This window comes from Anditalea andensis, from assembly GCF_000714815.1.
Taxonomy (GTDB): domain Bacteria; phylum Bacteroidota; class Bacteroidia; order Cytophagales; family Cyclobacteriaceae; genus Anditalea; species Anditalea andensis.
Window position 1 is genome coordinate 271,962 of sequence record NZ_JMIH01000004.1, and the last position, 19,735, is coordinate 291,696.

Sequence of the window (19,735 nt, forward strand, 5' to 3'; positions counted from 1 at the left end):
CCAGTTTAAGCCATATGCAAATGACAAACAGCACCCTTTTATGCTGTCAATATTTCCTGTTCAATATTTCGGTAAGTATCACGGCATCGCGTACACTTTCAGGACTTTTAAGCAGATGGCCGTATTTGTTTTTTCCGCCATACTCCTCAGCTACGTCCTCTACTTCTCCCAATATTTTTTCATCGGAATCCAGGTCTATCTGATCATCCAGTTTGACTAATGGCTTCCTGTCATAGTTTTTCAGACTTCCTTCAGCATCATCATAATATTTATTTGGAACAGACCTCGCAGGTTCAGGTTGCTTATAGGCAGGTTTTTCTTCCCAGGGCTCATAGTTGGTCTCAAAGGTATCTTCCTTTCGATCCTGATACTTATGATCTGCCACGTCCCCCTGGCCAGCATGTTCTATATCCCTTTCCCGTTCATGCTGTTCCCTGCGTATATCGCGCAGCATATCTTCAAATGAGGCAGGTCTTTTTTCTCCCGCTTCCTCCCCTTCATATCTCTCTTCCTGCTCAGGCGCATTTTTCTTCTTAAATGCAGTGAAGATAAAATAGATGATAACTAAAACTATATATACTATTGTTCCTATATCCACGGTGTCTTATTTGTTTGTCTGCTCTAATGTAGACATTTTTCTTTTCTAATAGAAAAGTAAATAGAGGCCAAATAGTTTCAGATTTAAAATTAAAGGTTGATTTTCAGCTGTTAGAAGAAGCCATTTTAAGGGCTGAATATTCAGAAAGGTAGCGTAAATAGAGGATTCCTCACCCCTGCAACTTGTCTATTAGGGATATCTGCTTAATTTTGTTGGTATTTCGTTGATTAGATTATATTTATATGCAGCTCAGCAAGCTTGAGATTAAAGGCTTTAAAAGTTTTGGGGACAGGGTGGTGATCCATTTTGATAAAGGCATCACCGGAATAGTAGGTCCAAACGGCTGCGGTAAATCCAATGTAGTCGATGCTATACGCTGGGTGCTGGGGGAGCAAAAGACACGTATGCTCCGTTCGGACAAAATGGAAAATGTGATTTTCAACGGCACCAAAAACCGTAAACCTACCAATCTGGCTGAGGTTTCCCTGACTTTTGAAAACAATAAAAACCTGCTTCCTACTGAGTACACACAGGTCACCATCACCCGCCGCTATTATAGATCCGGAGAAAGTGAATACCTCCTGAACGGCATCACCTGTAGGCTTAAAGATATCACCAACCTCTTTATGGATACCGGCATCAATTCTAACAGCTACGCCATCATAGAGCTGAAGATGATCGATGAACTGCTGAATGATAAAAACAACAGCCGACGGGATCTTTTCGAGGAAGCGGCCGGCATATCTAAATTTAAGACACGTAAAAAAGAAACCCTACGCAAACTCGAAGATACAGATGGCGACTTGTCCAGAGTCGAAGATGTGCTTTTTGAAATTGAGAAAAATCTGAAGCAACTGGAAAAACAGGCCAAGCAGACCGAAAAATATTTTACTGTAAAAAAAGAGTATAAAGCAGCAAGTATTGCCCTGGCTAAAAAGAGCGTGAACAAACACACCACTGCGCTGGTCCAAATGTCCGCCAGCATCACACAGGAACAGGACAGGAAACTCAGCCTTAACGCTAAAGTAGCTGAACAGGAAGCCCTGCTTGAAAAAAACAAAAATGAGCTCCTCCTAAAAGAAAAACTACTTTCGGCCAGACAGCGGTCGCTCAACGAGCAGGTAAATAAAATCAGACAGTTTGAAAGTGATAAAAAAATCAAAAATGAAAGGCTGAGATTTCTCGAAGACCGTGGACAAAAGCTCCGCGAACAGATAGATCTGGACAGAAAAAGCAATGACAGGGCGGGATTCAGTATTCGCTCTCTGCAACAGGAGAAAGAATCAGCAGAAAAACTCCTAAGAGAAAAGGAATTTGTAGTGGATAATCTGAAGACTGAGCTTCAGGAACAAAAAGATACCTATGCCCTATCCCAAGAGCGGCAAAAGGTACTGAACAAAGAATTTACCAGTAGAAAAGAAACGATATATCAACTTTCCAAAGACCTGGAAATAAAGCAAATCCAACTTTCTACTTTAAAACAAGAGCTGGAAAAAACAGCTACAGATGATGACAATCAGGAAGCAAACCTGGCTGAGTTTGAAGAAAAAGTGGTGCTGCTAAAAGAGGAACTGGACCTAAGGACAGATGCGCTCCATGAGCTGAAAAAAAAGGAAGAAGATCAGCTTGCCAGGATAGAAGAGGCTGTGCACACTATCGACCTGATCAAAGATGAAGTAACCCAATCCAGCAGAAAACTGGATGCAAAGCAAAACGAGTACAACCTCACCAAATCGCTGGTGGAAAATCTGGAAGGATTTCCTGAGGCCATAAAATTCCTGAAAAAAAACAGTTCATGGGGAAAAGACACCCCACTGCTATCTGATATACTCACTACTGAAGAGAAATATAGGGTGGCCATAGAGAATTTTTTGGAAGGTTATATGAACTACTATGTAGTAGAAACAGAAGCCCAGGCCATTGCTGCCGTAAACCTGCTCAGCGATGCTGCCAGGGGTAAGGCGAATTTTTTCATATTGGAACATTTTGAGAGATTTCAGCCTTCTGTCACCAAATTATTTCCCAATGTCATCGCTGCCACAGAAATCATAGAATACGATCTAAAATACAGTAAACTGATCAGTTTCATACTGGATGACGTATATATCATCAAAGGTGAATACAGAGATATCCCACTAGATCATACTTCAGTCTTCATCACCGAAAGCGGTAAATTGACCAAAAGAAAATTCAGCATATCCGGCGGATCAGTAGGTCTATTTGAGGGCAAAAGAATAGGACGTGCAAAAAATCTGGAAAAACTGGAAAAAGACATCAAGGAACTCAATAAAAAAGTAAGCCAGACGCGATCAGATCTGGACAGAAAAATGGGTGACCTGATGAAATTAAAGGAAGTATCCCATAAATCGCAAATCGAGGTCCTGCAAAATGAAATAAATGAATACAACCAACAATATATCTCGGTAAGGACCAAAAAGGAACAACTATTTGAACTGCTTTCTACAAATGCCAATAAACGGGAAGATATACTGATCAGAATAGATTCCTTATCAGAAGAAGTAGCCGAACTGCTCCCGTCTTTGGATGCCAGCAAATCCGGATTCTCAGAACTGGAATATGAGTTGGAGGAGATCAATGAAAATCTCCAGGTGGAGAGTGAAAGTGTCTCTTTAAAATCCAATCTGTTCAATCAGGAAAACATACTTTACCATCAGCATATCAACAAGGTAAACAGCCTGGAGCAGGAAATTGATTTTAAGCAAAATGCTTTTGAAACCAGTAAAGAAAGAATAGAAAAATCCCAGCATGAACTATCCGGCATAGAGCAGGAGGTGAAGAACCTTTTAGACAATAACGAGATAAAAGATGACGAACTGATCGAACTCTACACTGAAAAAGAACAGATAGAAATCGGGGTCAATGAAGCTGAAAAAGCTTATTATGCCTACCGTGGCAATATAGACGAAATCGAAAAAGCACTGCGGGAGATCCAAAAACAAAAAGAACACATCGACACGATCATCATGGAACTGCAGCAATCCCTCAATGAGGTAAAGCTTAAGCTCTCCGGAATGAAAGAAAGACTGAGTGTGGAGTTTGAAATCGATCTGGATACCCTGATGGAAGAAGATCCGGAAATCTCGCCTGAATATGCTGATTGGGACGACCACCAGTTACGCACAGAGGTAGCTAAAGCCAAAGAAAAATTGGACAAAATAGGCCCCATCAATCCTATGGCAATGGAAGCGTATAATGAGATCAAAGAACGACACACATTTATCACTGAGCAGAAAGAAGATCTAATAAAAGCTAAAAACTCTTTATTAGAGACCATTAAGGAAATAGATCAGGTAGCCAAAACCACCTTTATGGATGCTTTCGATAAAATAAAAGAAAATTTCATCAAGGTATTCAGGTCACTCTTTACGGCCGAAGATGATTGTGATCTTAAACTGACTGATCCTACCAATCCTTTGGAAAGCACCATAGAAATCATGGCCAAACCAAAGGGAAAACGTCCCCTGACTATCAACCAACTATCGGGAGGTGAGAAAACACTGACAGCTACTTCCCTATTATTTGCCATATATCTATTAAAGCCAGCCCCATTCTGTATTTTCGATGAAGTGGATGCCCCCTTGGATGATGCCAATATAGACAAATTCAACAACATCATACAGACCTTTTCATCAGAATCCCAGTTCATCATCGTCACTCATAACAAGCGGACCATGGCGAGCACCGATATCATATATGGCATCACCATGATAGAAGCCGGTGTGTCCAGGGTCGTACCGGTAGACCTCCGCGAACTAGTTTGATCAGTAACTTAAAATATATTATTATAAGTGACTTAAAAGTTTGGATGGTCTGATAATTGCTAATTGCATATAATATATAATTTTTATAAACTATAATATAATAGCAATACATAGATGGCAGTAATCGGAGAAATTATCAAAAAAGCTATTGAGCTGGGTGAAAAACTTAATTCTGACCAAAGCCCCAAAGATGCCCAGATGGCGGTGCTTAGGGACTTGTTAGATACCGCAAAGGATACTGCCTTTGGTCTATATCACGGATTTGATCAGATCCTAGACAGTGAGGATGAAGATATTGCCAAAACTTTTGGCCAAAAGGTGCCTTATCACGATTACGACAGTATCCATGAAAAATGGTGGTCCAAAATCCATGAAAGACATCATGATATAACCTGGCCGGGGATAAATGAATATTTCGCTGTCAGTAGCGGTACCACCAGCAGTAGTAAGCATATCCCTGTCACGGCAGATATGCTGGATGCCATCCGCAAAACAGGCGTAAAGCAGATCATGACCCTTTCAAAATATGACCTGCCATCAGATTTTTTTGAAAAGCAGATCATGATGCTCGGAAGTTCTACCGGATTGGTTGAAAACAACGGTTTTTTTGAAGGAGAAATCAGTGGTATCAGCGCCAGCAGGATTCCTTTTTGGTTCAAAAACTTTTATAAGCCTGGGGATGAGATCGCTTCTATAGAAGATTGGGATGAAAGGGTATTGAGGATAGCTAAGGAAGCCAAAGATTGGGATATAGGCAGTATCAGTGGTATCCCGTCCTGGATAGAGCTGATGATGAAGAAAGTCATAGAATACCATAAGGTGGACAATATTCATGATATCTGGCCCAACCTATCGGTTTATACACCAGGAGGAGTAGCATTTGAACCACACAGGAAGAGTTTTGAAAAATTACTGGCGCATCCCCTTACCTATATAGACACCTACCTGGCATCTGAAGGCTTTCTGGCTTTTCAAGCCCGCCCTGATACTACAGCCATGGCATTGGTATTGGATAATGGCATCTTCTTTGAGTTTGTACCATTTAAGCCTGAGCATATGACCGAATCTGGTGCAGTCCACCCAGATGCTCCTGCCTTTACTATAGATCAAGTAGAAGAAGGCGTCGATTATATACTGGTCATCTCTACAGTATCAGGAGCCTGGAGATACATGATTGGGGACACCGTTCAGGTGACAGATAAAGAAAAGGCTGAGATCATCATTACGGGTAGAACCAAATTCTTTCTGAATGTAGTAGGGTCACAGCTTAGTGTACATCAGATGGATCAGGCCATAGAAGAGATCCAAAATAAGTTTAAAGTGACGATAACCGAATTTACTGTAGCAGCAGTAAAAAAGAATGATGAATACATACACCGATGGTACCTCGGATATGATGAGAACAAAGAAGGCAATAATGAATCTGAAATAGCAATAGCTCTTGATGAAATACTTCAGGAAAACAATAAAAATTATAAGGTAGCCAGAAGTAAATCACTCAAAGGAGTAGAGACCAAACTGATACCTGTAGATCTTTTTAACGATTACAATGAATACAAAAAGAAAAAAGGCGGTCAGGTAAAATTTGCCAAGGTAATGAAATCTGATGCATTCGAAGAATGGGAGTCTTTTTTAAAAGAAAAAGATGCTTCTATCCTATCGGAAGAAGAAAACAATTAATTTAATATAAATTTTAGAAGACCATGAAAAAAGCTAGCAAAATAACAAAATATGCTGGACTTGCTTTCCTGTCTATTTTTAGTCTGGGAGCCTGCACAGCTGATCACGCATACAAAACTACCATTACGCCGGAAGACCATATAGAGCCAACAGTTAAATCCTATGAAAGCGATTTCTTTAGAGAAGTAGAAAAAAACAGCATCATCTCGGTGCAGTTAAATCCGGATAAAGATTTTGATCAGTTTAAATTTATGAATGAACTGGAAAGTATACAGGGATGGAATGAGGAGTATAAAGATTATGCACCATTAATGTTGATAGGGGATTCACAGAATAGGATCATGAGAAATCCCTGGATCAGCCTCAATGACTCCATCTCATATAGAATAACACATTACGTGATAGCAGATCAGCTACACCTAAAAGCTAATTATATCATCCGAAATGAAGATGATAGAAAAAGTGAAAAATTCAGATCAGGCAATATCGTCAGCAGAGAAACAGCCGCTGAAGCAGGGTTGATGCCAGTATGGGAAAAAATGATATCTCTGGCCAGTCAATATGGTGATGATATCACAATAGAATAAACAAGGGAGCTAAACGCTCCCTTTTATTTTTTATATCTTTTTAATCAATATATTTATAATAAATAAATGCCAATCATACCTGACACCTATTTTTACGGTTATAATATTCTCTCTATTATTTAATCCCTATGCAATAATTATTACATGTACTCAGCCTCTTACAGTAAAAATTATTACAAACTTTACTATTTATCCTCCCCTTCCAGACGGCCCCAATTTCTCCTTATCCAAAGCCAGCAGGTAGACTTTACCACTTCAGCCTCTCATACAAATATAAAATTGGTCTCCGATATGGTTTAAAAAGTAACGGTATTATTCCGTTCAAGTCATCCCTAATACAGATAAAAGGTACGTTGGTATCCACTGAAATAAATAAATCTCTGACTAGGGGCACTCTGTTCTTTTCTAATCATCTATTTCCTACCAAAGAACAAAAATGTTCGTCTACGGGCAAATGTGTTCGCCCACTTTATATGTCAATAACAATAAAGCCAGTATGCATACAACAATGCGGTTTTTGATATGGCATGAATGTCGTATCCACCTAATCTAAATAGGCTTATATTGAATCATAAACTCTATTTCCGTGAAACTGTCTATGTTCAATACGGAAGGCAGGTTAATCACCCCCGGTTCTGAAAGAAGGAGAGGAACCCGTAAGGGTACGCGGCCAGATGGAGTAAAAAAGGCAGATATAGAATATTAAATAGCAAAGAAGATAAGTGAAACCAAAGTAAATAGATACTTTACGAACCATCAACATGCTTAGAAACATCTTTAAAACCGCTTTTAGAAACCTTCGCAGAAATAGATTTTATGCTTTTCTCAATATTACAGGATTGATACTGGGCATGGCTGTAATACTATTGGTTTTCTTAATTTATTCTTATGAAACGAGCTTTGATACCTATCATACTGATGCCGAGCGCATTTATAGGATAAATACCATGATCGATTTCAACGGTTCCAAGATGGAAAACAGGGGAGCGCCTCGACCATTGTATGAACTTTTGAAAAATGACATCCCTGAAATAGCGCATATAGCCGTATATAAAACCGATGCTATAGGAAAATGGAAAGCCCATAAGAATGGGGTAATTGATGAAATAGAGAATCCCAGCCCATCGGCTGTGAATATAGCGTTTTTTGAAATATTTGATTATCAATGGATAGCAGGCAATAAAAACTCCATTTTTGAAGTTCCAAATGGAGTGGCCATTTCCAAATCCCTCGCTGATACTTATTTTACAGGTGGAGCCATAGGTAAGGAACTGTCTACTGTATACCATGACTTTGATACAAATGAGGACCAGGCACTCGATTTTCAGATAGTAGCTATATTTGATGATTCGAAACCCAATACAGACTTTATTTCAGGATTATTTATTCCATATGATTCCTATCAGGACTATTTGGGAATTTCTAATAAGTGGGGAAATATTTCTTCTAATTTCCAACTATACCTTAAACTGGATAAAACCTCAGATAGAACTGCTTCCGTTGATAAAATTGAGGGCTATATAAACCAGAAGTTTCGAGCATCAGAAAACTCTTTTATCAATCAATGGAAATGTTCCTTGATGCCTTTATTGGATATCCATTTTGATAAAACCTATGGGCATGATCATCCCAGAAAAGCCTCTATAGCCAGCCTTCATATCCTATTCTTGGTGGGTATTATAGTGCTTATATCCGCTTGTATTAATTTTATCAATCTTTCTACTGCATTTTCTTTTGCCCGATCCAAAGAAGTTGGCATCCGGAAAGTAGTTGGTAGTCCTAGGATATATATAGTAGCTCAATTCTTAGCAGAAACATTACTTTTGGTGCTGACTGCGGGATTTTTATCCTTGATGCTGATCGAATTTCTGGTCCCATATATCGAGCCTGTATATGACTTAGGACTGCAGAAAAGCCTTCTAAGGTATTTCTTATTAAAACCGGAATTTTATATCTTTTTCATTTCATTTACTTTCCTGCTTACTCTCCTCAGTGGTTTGTACCCAGCATTGGTGATTTCAGGTTTCAGTCCTCTTAAGGCCTTTAGAACACATTCAGGAAAACATAAAACGGGCTTGGTATTGAGAAGGACTTTGGTGGTAGTTCAGATTGCCCTATCCATGGTTTTGGTATTTGGGACCTTATTGGTCGGTCGCCAAGTCGATTATTTCAAAACAAAAGAACTTGGTTTCAACCATAGCCATACAGGATATTTCTACCTACCCTCCCACGCCGGACAAGAGGATAAGGCTGCCTTACTCAAAGAAAGAATAAAATTATTGCCATATGTGGAAGAGGTCTCCACTGCAGGAAGCACGATCATCAGTACAGGATGGTCAAAAAATACGGCAGAGTTTGAAAGGAACGGAGAAAGGGTTGAAAATTTTTTTGATACCAAGACCGTGGATGCTGGATATTTCAAAACCTATGGGATGAATTTTCTGGCAGGAAAAGCTTTTGAACCCGAACAGAAGGAAGTCATGGTGATCAATCAATCTTTTGCCAGGGAAATCGGTGCCTCCAGCCCAGAAGATGCTATAGGCCGTGAAATCATGATGAATGAGAAATCCTGGAACATTACCGGTGTGGTAGCTGATTTTCATTTCCAACCTCTTAAAGAAGAAATCAGGCCTATCATGTTTATAAAAGATGATGCGGGCTCCTTATTGTCTTATCGGTTTATCGAAGGAGATTTCCAAACCCATACCCAGCAAGTGGTGGGTATTGCCAAGGAACTGTTTGGGGTAAATGAAATTAAAACGTATACTGTATCGGAAGTAGTTTCGGGATTTTATGGGGAAGAAGAAAAACTTATCAAAGTATTGGGCCTATTTACCTTTATGGCCTATCTCATTTGTGCCTTGGGGTTAATAGGATTGGTTTCATATATGGCCTCTCAAAAACGGAAGGAAATTTCGATAAGAAGGGTTTTTGGGGCAGGGATTGGGCAAGTGACAGTATCCATGATGAAAGAATTTTTGGTGTTGGTAATCATTTCTGCCTTTGTGGCCATACCGGTAGCCTGGATGTCAGGTGAAGAATGGCTGAAGAATTTCCCCTATAGAACGGAAATCGGACTGGAAATAATCCTTATGGTCATTCTTCTCAGCTTAATTTTTGCCGGCTTGACCGTTTTCTTCCAGTCACACAAAGCAGCAAGCAGGAACCCTGCCGACAATCTGAGAAGTGAGTGATAATTACAGATACCCGGAAGAGGGTACTGCCCATAAAGTACCTGCATAACAAGGTACAGGCTCGATTATAGGTACACGAAAGATAAACAAAAATGAATGAATTTCTTCCTCCCTAATCGTGCTTATACCCAAATTAAAAAAGTAAAGGCAACAAACCAATTTGCCAACCTAATGCTTTTCCACCAATCCATATTTATATCTGTAATCTACGGGTGAAATACCGGAATATTTTTTGAATACATCTCGGAAAGATTTGGAATCAGCATAACCCACATCATACATGACTTCGGAGATAGTTTTCCTGGTTTTTTCGAGGTTTCGTTTGGCAGCCTCTACCCTCACCCTTTGCATATATTCTATTAAAGTATTATTGGTGGCCTGCTTAAATCTCCTTTCCAGGGTTCTTCTTACCATATTGAACTTTAGGCATAACTCCTCCACACTGAGCCTATCTTGAAAATTTTTCTCCACGTATTCCTGCACATGGATGATGGTTTCATCAGCATGATCCTTTTGACCGGTAAAAATGATAAACTCCGATTGGGAATTTCTTCCCATATCTATTTGGAAAATCTTGGAACAATATATGGCAGCTTCTCTGTCTATGAATTTCTCAATAATATACAGGATGAGGTTAGCCGATGAAAATGCCCCTCCCCCGGTATAGATTCCCTTTTCATCGGTCATGAGGCCTTCTGGCACCAAATAGGCCTGAGGAAACAATTGCCTAAAATGGTCAGCAGCTTTCCAGTGGGTAACACATTTTTTCCCGTTTAACAGACCTGTACTTCCCAATATAAAAGCCCCTAGACACAGGGAAACAACTTCTGCCCCTATGGCATACTGACTGAAAATCCACTCCAAAAACCCTTTATTTTCAAAGATGCCCTTTTGGAGATCAAACTGTATGGGAGGTATGATGATTAGGTCTGTACGGGGAACTTGATCTATGGTTTTATCAGCTTTGATGGTATACAAGCCTTTATTGAGCGTGATTTCAGTTTCCAGACCCACCAGCTCCACTTCGAATAATCCATGCCTGCCTTTAATGGCCAAATACTCATTGGCCTCCAGCAGACCTTGCCGTGCATTCTCCATGCTACCCAGATTTACATGGTGAAGCAGTAATATAGAAACATGTTTCATCTGTTTATAATTGTTTTTTTAAAGGCCATAACTTGTCCTGTAAGGCAGGTTGCCATGGAGTCTAGTGTGTAGTCCCAGATATAAATAGGGTCATCCCCATGTGAACGGTACATTCTATGGCAGGATATCATAATCCAAATATAAGCTTACCTTATGTCGCAATCAACCTAAGGATTTGTCGTATTTGCATATTAAAGTTACAAATTATCATGATAATTTTGTAACATTGATTTTTGTATATAGCTTTAAAAACATGATTGAAGTCTTTTGCACCAATATACCAAGTTCTGAAGTAGCTGACAGGATACTTGCTATGATAGGTGAGCTATATCCAGACTATAAGGCCAACTTTGATCTGGAAGATTGTGATAAGATCCTCCGTGTAGAAGGTAAAGGTGTTTTGGAGGTAGACAGCATTATGGATTTGGTAATATGTAGGGGTTATACTATCTCCATATTACAACATATCATCCAGCCTGCATGATCACTGTTTGCTTATTAAAAGTATAATTGTTCTGCGGTAATTATTTTTTCTCCCATGAGGGACGAATCGAACCTCATCAATTCCGTCCTCCTTTTGCACCTTTACTAAAACACGATCCCTTTGGTTTTATTTATTTTTATCTAAGATAAATCGGTAGTACTTTATGTCATCTTAAAATACCACAGGATCAATTTCCAGTTGTTTAGAATGTCAATCAGGATATATTTTAACTGTAGGCTATTTCTCGAAGGTTGTTTATACCCCAAAAATTTGATTTTGAAGAATCAGTCAAAGCTGCCAGATAACCTAAGGCCCTGAGGCTGCTTACGTTTATCATCAATGTAGATATCAGGTAACGTTAGCTAAATTTAATATTAAAGTAAATGTGCTTCCTGCTCCAAATTCACTGTCAACGAAAATCTGGCCTCCTTGGGCTTCTATAAATTCTTTGCTTATAGCCAGTCCCAGTCCGGTTCCTTCCTTCTTTGTACCGGGCACCCTAAAATATCGCTCAAAAATCTTGTCTTTATACTGTGGAGCTATACCCTGTCCGGTATCTTTGACTGAGAATGAAATATATTGATTGGTTTCTTTTATAGTCAAATAGATGGTGGAATTGTCATACGAGTAACGTATGGCATTTGAAATTAAATTAGTAAGTACCCAAGCTGTTTTTTCATTGTCAGCATGGATGTACGAAACTTTTTCGGGGCAGTTTAGCTCCATCTGAATCTGTTTTTGATCCGCTTGGATTCTGGTGGCATTGATAGCATATTGTAAAATCTCTTTTGGATCTGTAGGTAAAATGGCCAGCTGAATATTACCGCTCTCTACCTGTGTCATATTTAACAGTTCTCCTGTAATCTTCAGCAGTCTCTGAGCATCGTCCTTTATACTTTCAATCAAATTTTGCTGTTCCGCATTCAGGATTCCTACCTGCTCATTTTCTAAAAGCTGTAAGCTCATTTTAATGGAAGATATAGGCGTTTTAAATTCATGAGATACGGTGGCAATGAAGTTGGTTTTTGCCGAATCCAGTTCTTTGTATTCGGTAACATTGCGAAGCAATACTACATGCCCTACAATCGTAGCTTTATTCTCCCCAGTGGGGGTTATGGAAATATGCTGAATATCTTTTTCAAAATAACTCTCTTTTCCATTGGCAAAGATTTTTATAGGCTTTGTACCATTCTTATTAAATTTAATTTGTTCAATGTCCTTAATCAATTCCCGCAATAGATCATTTTTTAGTGCTAGATCTTTGGACTGATATCCGATTAGCTCTGAAGCGGGCAGGCCTAAAATCTGATTGGCTTCTTCATTGGCAAATATGACACACATTTTTTCATCCAGACCGATGACTGGGTCGTGCATTTTATCAATCAAGGTTTCAACACGCTTTTTTTCCATCGTCAACTTGGCGATATTGCTGTTATTATATTCTTCCAGTTTTTGGGCCATAACATTGAATGATTTGGCAAGGTCCCCAAACTCACTTTGACTTTCAAAATGTACCCTTTCCGAATAATTTTTATCTGCTATTTCACATATGCTTTTTGTCAACCTTTTTATAGAATTGGCAATATTTGAGGGGAGGTTTATTAGCAGAATAAAAGCTATAAGAAAGCATAAAGCCCCAGTACTGGCAATCCAAAAAACAGCACTGTTAGCCGTATTCTTAGCCATCTCACTTTTTCTTTGAATGGATTGCATATTCATATCCATCAATTTGAAAATGTCATTACGAATATCAGATTCGATATCTCTTTCAGAGGGGTTTTGTTTAAATGCATCAAAATGTTCTCTTAACTCTTGAGTAATTTCCCTTTCGTTGGTTTCAGTTAAGTTCTTTTCTTGCTTTAATAGGGTTTCTTCAAATTTTTGAAGTGCTGATGCCGTTCCTGATTCTAGGGTAAGCAGCATGTTTCTAGAGTATTCCAGTGTCCGATAGTTGTCCACTAATACGTTTTCAGTATCGGCTTTGAGTGCAAACATGTATCTTACACTAACCATACTCAGCAGCAGTATCATCAAAAAAAGGAGTCCTACCCCAAGGGTCAATTTCGTTTTGATTTTCACGGCCAAAAGTTTAGAATTAATAGTGAAAAGTTGGAATCCATTTCATTGAAATGAAAGTTTATAAATGAAAGTAGAAGTGGATCGGTCATTAGTATTTTATAGCTTTTGAAATTTAGATTATGGAGGCCAGCATTTTGATTGATTTCACAGTCTGCAATTAATCGAATAGCTCCATTTTAATCAATAAGTCCGGGATTTTTTAAAAGTCTCATCCAATAGCGATGTTTCATTAGCTTCATGATATACTATTGGGAGGTTTTGTAAAAAATCCACTTTACTGTTTCCTTGTAGAGCCTCTTCTATCTGCGTACCAAGGGCGATACCGCTACGGAGCACTTTTTTTGATAATAGAGACGCTCTTTTTTCGTTTTTTAAGAAAACATAGCATCCTACCAGTCTACTTGCAGATTCATTTGACTTAACTTTAATCATGCTTTGTTTCATCTGTTTACATTTTGTTTTTTAAAGGTCATAACTTGTCCGGGATGGTATATTGCTTTTTGGTAATCATCCTATTGTGAGACGCATTTCGTCGTGCTCTATTTTATATATTTAACTTAATATAACAAGGTCAATATTGTTTGAAGACAGCTTTTTCAAAAGCTCGTTGAACACATTGTTTGACAGCATAATTTTCAACAAAGTCATATGAGGCTTCCCTATACATATCGTGGTGATTTTCCTTTGTTCGGCTTGCTCAACAATAGCTTTAGAAATCGAAGTATTTTCTACTTTTATTATTTCTGCCCCCAATTCGGTAGCTAGTTTAAAATGATTGATAAGGTACCGCTGTTTATCCAACTGTATCCTGTCCCCCCTTTCTTTAGGAGTCTGCACATAAAGCACATACCACTTGCTGTGATAGTAGTTTGCTAATCTGGCAGTTTTACGAATTACAGTTTTGGCAGTTTTTTCATTGGAGCTGATACAAGCCAAAAACCGCTCATGTTTTAATGCGTTGGGTTTGGTAATCGCAGTTTCAACTATTCTCTCTACCTGTGAAGCAACCTCCTTTAATGCAAGCTCACGCAGTTGTAGAATATGCTCACTTTTGAAAAAGTGATTTAATGCTGTCTGTATTTTGTCTGACTTATAGATTTTCCCTTGTTTTAGCCGTTCTATCAATTCGTCCGCCGGCAGGTCTATATTAACCACTTCATCCGCTAACCTTAGCACCTTATCTGGAATTCGCTCTTTTACCTCAATACCTGTGATCTCCCTGACTTCATTATTGAGACTTTCGATATGCTGGATATTTACTGCTGAAATGACATTGATTCCTGAATCGATAATATCCAGGACATCCTGCCATCTTTTCTCATTTCTGCTTCCTTCTATGTTGGTATGGGCTAATTCATCGACTATGACCACCTCAGGACGTAAACTGATAATAGCTTGCAAGTCCATTTCTTCCAGTTCCTTTCCCTTATAAAACAATTTCCGTAAGGGAATGATTGGAAGCCCGGAAATTAATGCATGGGTTTCTTCCCGATTGTGGGTTTCTACAAACCCTATTTTTACATCAATACCGTTTTTCAGTAATGTATGGGCCTCTTGCAGCATGCGGTAAGTCTTACCTACCCCGGCACTCATACCGATGTAGATTTTTAATTTTCCTTTCCGTGATTTTTTTATCAGGTTTAAAAATTCTTCAGCCGACTTTCTTGTTTCTTCCACTTTAATATAGACAATTGATAATGGATAATTAACAGTTAGTTGTTGCGGTTTGATTTAGTGATTAGGATAGATAGACGTCAATAATCTTGGCAATTCGTCCAAATCTTTTGTCATTTTCATACATTAAAGCTCCTTGTTATAATTGGTCTTTTTCAGTAGTAACATCCAATATTCGGTCTCATTTGCTTACTTTAAAGAAATAGAAAGTTTATGAATAAAATCAGCTTTTGATACAGCATGTTCAGATACACGGATTAACGCCCCAATGGCCGTTTCTTGACGTAAAAGCTGCCTGCTCATTACATATTCTCTTATCTCTTCCTGTAATTTCTTACTTAGCATAAGCACCTTAATTGATAATGAAAAACATTTGTCTTTAACTATATTATATTTCACCCAACAAAATTACGATAATTCAATGTCCATTATCAATTATCCATTATCCATTATCCATTAGAAAGCAATACTTAATGAGGTTCCGACAAAGTAATTTTTTCTTACCGGTATTTGATTTCTGTCCAGAAATATATTGTCTCTTCGGCTGTTAAAAGATCTCGCTTCCAATCTCCAGAGCACATTATCCATAAGGCCCACATCCATATTAAGAGAATACCCAAAAGTTTGAAAGCCGTTTGGAGTTCCTGTTGAGATAATCACTTCGTCTATATCTGAATAATGTTCTGCTCGCGCTGCAAAAGCCAAATTTTCACTTGGGGTATATCTGGCAATCAATACCGGCGAATACCAAACATCGTAATCATGACTACCTTTAGATTCCTGTTGCCATCCAATGTCAAAGCCAGCAATCAAACCGAATTTTTCATTAAATTGAAACTGACCGTAAAAGTTATGAAAATATCTCATTTGTCTGGTACTGTCCGGTGTATCGCTTCCAACAAACGAACTGCTGTTAAGGGTGATTTGGTCATTGGGTGTCCAGGTAACTTGATGCCCAAAAGCAGGTGTTTGATTACCCGGCACTCGCTGAATACGTTGCCAACCGTTTAAAATCAACCCACTTAAAAACCACTTTTCATCATTACTTGTATAGGATATTTTCGCCCCAGATAGATAGTAAGGTGAGTTTTCGGCCAGTATACTGCGGGTCATGTTCCAGGTATCGGCGCCGATGGCACTTTCAAAACCAATATGAGAGGCAAATATACCTGCATCAATCCAAAGGTTTTTGGTAGTAGAAATTTTTACACCTGCATTTGCTTCAAAAACATTTTTCAAAACTCCTGGTTCTGCTGCTAAGTTGGCATTGGCATATGTACCGGTCATTAAAGCCAATTTACCCCTTACTTTACCATTTTCATACTCCGCCATCAAAAAACCAAGGTTCAAATTCACCTCATTGTGCCTGTTGAATGAATACAGAAAATCCGGACGGTCATGTGTAAGCGGATTTCCAAAATCATAAATATAATAGGTTTCTATATATCCAGAGATGGTAATTGGATTTTTGGTTTGGGATGTTTGGGCAAAGCCTATATTCATAAGACCGACACCCATTAATATTGAAAGAAAAAACTTTTTCATTTTTATCATTATTTCAAGCTTTCTAAATCGAGATTGAGTTTAAGTACATTGATGCGCTCAGTACCAAATAGGCCTAGCAACGGTTTTTCTGTATTCTTGTCTATTAGCTCCTCCAGCGATAATTCAGAAATGTTTCTTTCGGCAGCTATTCGGTTAATCTGCACTTTGGCAGCCTGGACAGAAATATGTGGATCCAAACCACTACCGCTAGCGGTTACCAGGTCAGAAGGGATTTGGGATGCACTAATGCCTGGATTATGTACAAGAAAGGTATCGATACGGGCCTCCACTTCTGCTAAATGATCGGGATTAGTCGGCCCGAAATTGCTCCCGCCTGAACCGGCAGCATCGTAATCCACAGCCGATGGCCGGGACCAAAAGTAACTGTCTGATGTAAAAGATTGTCCCACATTGATATGGTAAGTCTTTCCATTTTCGGTGATGGTAAAACCTTTTCCCTGTCCAGGAGCTAACTGGGCAACTGCCCAAACTGCCATCGTATAGATGCCACAGAAAAACACCAAGCAAACGAGTGTCAAACGAATGGCGGGAATGATATTATTTTTCATTGTTTTGTTTTAAGTAAAATGATTTTTCTAAAAATTGAATATGCTTTTATGAAATGTGAAAGGGTAGTATGAGAGTCATTTGCATCTGACAGCTCACCTTTCACCCCTTACACAAAAACTGATACAAATAGGTCAATGAGTTTAATGCCGATAAATGGCACTATCACACCTCCTAAACCATAAATGAACAGGTTTCTGCGAAGGAGGGCACTTGCACCAATCGGCTTATAAGCCACCCCCTTCAATGCCAATGGGATGAGCATCGGAATGATAATAGCATTGAATATCACGGCAGAAAGAATGGCACTTTCGGGACTTCCAAGGTTCATGATGTTCAATCCCTGCAGGGATGGTATAGCTACTATAAACAGCGCAGGAATGATAGCGAAATATTTTGCCACATCATTGGCAATACTGAAAGTGGTAAGGGTTCCCCTGGTCATCAAAAGCTGCTTACCTATTTCCACTACTTCAATCAGTTTGGTAGGGTCATTGTCCAAATCCACCATATTACCGGCTTCTTTGGCAGCTTGTGTTCCGCTGTTCATCGCCACTCCTACATCCGCCTGGGCCAAAGCAGGCGCATCATTGGTACCATCCCCCATCATGGCTACCAACCGGCCCTGTTCCTGTTCTTTTTTGATATAATTCATTTTGTCTTCGGGCTTGGCTTCAGCGATGAAGTCATCAACTCCCGCTTTTTCAGCAATGAATTTTGCAGTGAGCGGATTATCGCCTGTAACCATTACAGTTTTGATCCCCATTTTCCGAAGACGTTCAAAGCGTTCCTGTATACCCGGCTTGATAATGTCTTGCAGCTCAATCACACCAATTACTTTTTCGTTTTCAGAAACAACCAACGGTGTTCCGCCATTGCTGGAAATTTGGGTAACCCTTTCGGCTGTTTCCTTTGGAAAAGGATTGCCTGCATTTTCACACAAGGTTTTAATGGCATCGGCTGCACCTTTTCTGATTCGGGTGTTTATAGAGCCTGCCTGACCGGAAGGCAGGTCTATTCCCGAACTCCTTGTTTCTGCGGTAAACTTAATGTAGCGCGCCTCCTTAACCTGATAGCTCAGTGGATCGACCTTGGACAGCTCTATGATGGATTTACCTTCGGGGGTTTCATCCGCTATCGAGCTCAATACAATTGATTTTATAAAATGCTTCTCGTCTATTCCTGAAACGGGGTAAAAATGCGTCGCCTTTCTATTACCAATGGTGATAGTTCCTGTTTTATCTAACAGCAGAACATCAATATCCCCGGCCGTTTCTACCGCCTTACCACTTTTGGTAATCACATTGGCCCTTAATGCCCTATCCATCCCTGCAATCCCGATGGCAGAAAGCAAACCACCTATGGTGGTCGGGATTAAGCATACGAAAAGAGAAATATAAGCCGCTATGGTGATGGGAGTATTGGCATAGTCTGCAAAGGGTTTCAGCGTAACCGTCACAATGATAAATACCAAAGTAAATCCCGCCAATAGAATAGTCAGGGCTATTTCATTTGGAGATTTTTGGCGGCTCGCCCCTTCTACCAATGCAATCATTTTATCCAAAAAACTTTCGCCTTGCTCTGCGGTAACTTTTACCATAATGCTATCAGATAATACCTTGGTACCACCTGTTACAGAACTCTTGTCGCCACCAGCTTCACGAATCACAGGAGCAGATTCTCCAGTAATGGCACTTTCATCTATCGTAGCTAAACCTTCAACTATTTCTCCATCTGATGGAATGGTATCCCCAGCTTCACAGAAAAACAAATCTCCTTTTTTAAGCAATGAAGAATTGACAATTGAAAATTGATAATTATGGTTTGGTTCTTTTTTCCATTGTCCATTGTCAATTATCAATTTTTTAGCGGGTGTCTCTTCTCGGGTTTTACGTAGACTATTTGCTTGTGCTTTTCCCCTTGCTTCTGCTATGGCTTCTGCAAAATTGGCAAATAGTAATGTCAATAGAAGAAGTAAGAAAATCATAAAGTTATAACCAAAAGAGCCTTGTGAATCACTCACGAGTGAATACAGGGTTACTATCAGCATAATGAATGTTCCGAGTTCGACAGTGAACATCACGGGATTCCGGAACATAATTTTTGGATTGAGCTTTACGAAAGATTCTCTGAGTGCTTCCTGCACCAAATCTTTCTGGAATAGCCCTGTTTTTTTATTTGTCATTTTATCTTTGTGTTAAATGTTAAATGTAAGGAGTGAAATACCCTGTATTAATAGCTTTGAATTTGTGAAAGAGATATATTTAGTAAAGGATAAGTTTCCACCTAAAGTGAGATTTGAATTGGTTTCACAAATGAGAAGAGCAGCAGTATGAGTTCCTTTATATATGGCCGCAGGTCCTTCCAGAAAAAATAACAAAGAATTTATCCGTTTTTTT

15 protein-coding genes are annotated in these 19,735 nt (G+C 39.1%); 6 read left to right on the forward strand and 9 right to left on the reverse strand.

Going from position 1 to position 19,735, the window contains the following annotated elements; translation table 11 throughout:
- Positions 1 to 46: 46 nt before the first annotated feature.
- Positions 47 to 598 (reverse strand): hypothetical protein, encoded by a 552-nt coding sequence (locus EL17_RS01320; protein WP_035068914.1) that lies wholly within the window; start codon positions 596 to 598, stop codon positions 47 to 49.
- Positions 599 to 840: 242 nt separating this feature from the next.
- On the opposite strand from EL17_RS01320, the gene smc reads away from it, so the two are divergent.
- The 4 genes from smc (at position 841) to EL17_RS01340 (ending at position 9,841) form a co-directional block, all read left to right on the forward strand.
- On the forward strand, positions 841 to 4,380 hold the full coding sequence (gene smc, locus EL17_RS01325; RefSeq protein WP_035068917.1) for a chromosome segregation protein SMC: 3,540 nt from the start codon (positions 841 to 843) through the stop codon (positions 4,378 to 4,380).
- Positions 4,381 to 4,494: 114 nt separating this feature from the next.
- Entirely contained in the window at positions 4,495 to 6,060 is a 1,566-nt protein-coding gene (locus EL17_RS01330) for a GH3 family domain-containing protein (protein ID WP_035068918.1), read from the forward strand.
- Between the two features lie 23 nt (positions 6,061 to 6,083).
- Positions 6,084 to 6,647: a hypothetical protein gene (locus EL17_RS01335; protein WP_035068921.1), complete on the forward strand. Its 564-nt coding sequence runs from the start codon at positions 6,084 to 6,086 to the stop codon at positions 6,645 to 6,647.
- 761 nt (positions 6,648 to 7,408) lie between these two features.
- Positions 7,409 to 9,841: an ABC transporter permease gene (locus EL17_RS01340; protein ID WP_035068923.1), complete on the forward strand. Its 2,433-nt coding sequence runs from the start codon at positions 7,409 to 7,411 to the stop codon at positions 9,839 to 9,841.
- Between the two features lie 168 nt (positions 9,842 to 10,009).
- On the opposite strand, the gene EL17_RS01345 is transcribed toward EL17_RS01340, so the two are convergent.
- On the reverse strand, positions 10,010 to 10,987 hold the full coding sequence (locus EL17_RS01345) for a GlxA family transcriptional regulator (RefSeq protein WP_035068925.1): 978 nt from the start codon (positions 10,985 to 10,987) through the stop codon (positions 10,010 to 10,012).
- Between the two features lie 253 nt (positions 10,988 to 11,240).
- On the opposite strand from EL17_RS01345, the gene EL17_RS01350 reads away from it, so the two are divergent.
- Positions 11,241 to 11,471, forward strand: coding sequence for a hypothetical protein (locus tag EL17_RS01350; RefSeq protein WP_035068926.1), 231 nt, complete (start codon positions 11,241 to 11,243; stop codon positions 11,469 to 11,471).
- A 348-nt stretch (positions 11,472 to 11,819) separates the two neighbouring features.
- On the opposite strand, the gene EL17_RS01355 is transcribed toward EL17_RS01350, so the two are convergent.
- The 7 genes from EL17_RS01355 to kdpB form a co-directional block, all read right to left on the reverse strand.
- Positions 11,820 to 13,550 (reverse strand): ATP-binding protein, encoded by a 1,731-nt coding sequence (locus tag EL17_RS01355; RefSeq protein ID WP_035069052.1) that lies wholly within the window; start codon positions 13,548 to 13,550, stop codon positions 11,820 to 11,822.
- A 180-nt stretch (positions 13,551 to 13,730) separates the two neighbouring features.
- The gene (locus EL17_RS01360; RefSeq protein WP_051719695.1) at positions 13,731 to 13,994 is read right to left on the reverse strand and encodes a four helix bundle protein; all 264 of its coding nucleotides are present in this window, start codon (positions 13,992 to 13,994) and stop codon (positions 13,731 to 13,733) included.
- Positions 13,995 to 14,102: 108 nt separating this feature from the next.
- A complete protein-coding gene (locus EL17_RS01365; RefSeq protein ID WP_035068928.1) occupies positions 14,103 to 15,227 on the reverse strand; it encodes a universal stress protein in 1,125 nt (374 codons plus the stop codon).
- Between the two features lie 186 nt (positions 15,228 to 15,413).
- Positions 15,414 to 15,623 carry a four helix bundle protein gene (locus tag EL17_RS23795; protein ID WP_262482632.1) on the reverse strand — a complete coding sequence of 70 codons (210 nt, stop codon included), beginning with the start codon at positions 15,621 to 15,623 and terminating at the stop codon, positions 15,414 to 15,416.
- A 57-nt stretch (positions 15,624 to 15,680) separates the two neighbouring features.
- A complete protein-coding gene (locus EL17_RS01375) occupies positions 15,681 to 16,769 on the reverse strand; it encodes a porin (protein WP_035069055.1) in 1,089 nt (362 codons plus the stop codon).
- Positions 16,770 to 16,777: 8 nt separating this feature from the next.
- The gene (locus EL17_RS01380; protein ID WP_035068930.1) at positions 16,778 to 17,338 is read right to left on the reverse strand and encodes a K(+)-transporting ATPase subunit C; all 561 of its coding nucleotides are present in this window, start codon (positions 17,336 to 17,338) and stop codon (positions 16,778 to 16,780) included.
- Positions 17,339 to 17,445: 107 nt separating this feature from the next.
- The gene (gene kdpB / locus EL17_RS01385; RefSeq protein WP_035068933.1) at positions 17,446 to 19,521 is read right to left on the reverse strand and encodes a potassium-transporting ATPase subunit KdpB; all 2,076 of its coding nucleotides are present in this window, start codon (positions 19,519 to 19,521) and stop codon (positions 17,446 to 17,448) included.
- A gap of 16 nt (positions 19,522 to 19,537) precedes the next feature.
- Here kdpB and EL17_RS24315 point away from each other — a divergent pair, with 16 nt between their 5' ends.
- Positions 19,538 to 19,672, forward strand: coding sequence for a four helix bundle protein (locus tag EL17_RS24315; protein ID WP_084166064.1), 135 nt, complete (start codon positions 19,538 to 19,540; stop codon positions 19,670 to 19,672).
- Positions 19,673 to 19,735 lie beyond the last annotated feature (63 nt).

Excerpts from the sequence above, each read along its gene's own strand:
- EL17_RS01345 (WP_035068925.1), bottom strand. The coding sequence starts at position 10,987 with ATGAAACATGTTTCTATATTACTGCTTCACCATGTAAATCTGGGTAGC.
- EL17_RS01340 (WP_035068923.1), top strand. The coding sequence starts at position 7,409 with ATGCTTAGAAACATCTTTAAAACCGCTTTTAGAAACCTTCGCAGAAAT.
- EL17_RS01330 (WP_035068918.1), top strand. The coding sequence starts at position 4,495 with ATGGCAGTAATCGGAGAAATTATCAAAAAAGCTATTGAGCTGGGTGAA.
- EL17_RS01335 (WP_035068921.1), top strand. The coding sequence starts at position 6,084 with ATGAAAAAAGCTAGCAAAATAACAAAATATGCTGGACTTGCTTTCCTG.
- EL17_RS01350 (WP_035068926.1), top strand. The coding sequence starts at position 11,241 with ATGATTGAAGTCTTTTGCACCAATATACCAAGTTCTGAAGTAGCTGAC.
- EL17_RS01360 (WP_051719695.1), bottom strand. The coding sequence starts at position 13,994 with ATGAAACAAAGCATGATTAAAGTTAAGTCAAATGAATCTGCAAGTAGA.
- EL17_RS24315 (WP_084166064.1), top strand. The coding sequence starts at position 19,538 with ATGTTAAATGTAAGGAGTGAAATACCCTGTATTAATAGCTTTGAATTT.
- EL17_RS01380 (WP_035068930.1), bottom strand. The coding sequence starts at position 17,338 with ATGAAAAATAATATCATTCCCGCCATTCGTTTGACACTCGTTTGCTTG.
- kdpB (WP_035068933.1), bottom strand. The coding sequence starts at position 19,521 with ATGACAAATAAAAAAACAGGGCTATTCCAGAAAGATTTGGTGCAGGAA.
- EL17_RS01375 (WP_035069055.1), bottom strand. The coding sequence starts at position 16,769 with ATGAAAAAGTTTTTTCTTTCAATATTAATGGGTGTCGGTCTTATGAAT.
- smc (WP_035068917.1), top strand. The coding sequence starts at position 841 with ATGCAGCTCAGCAAGCTTGAGATTAAAGGCTTTAAAAGTTTTGGGGAC.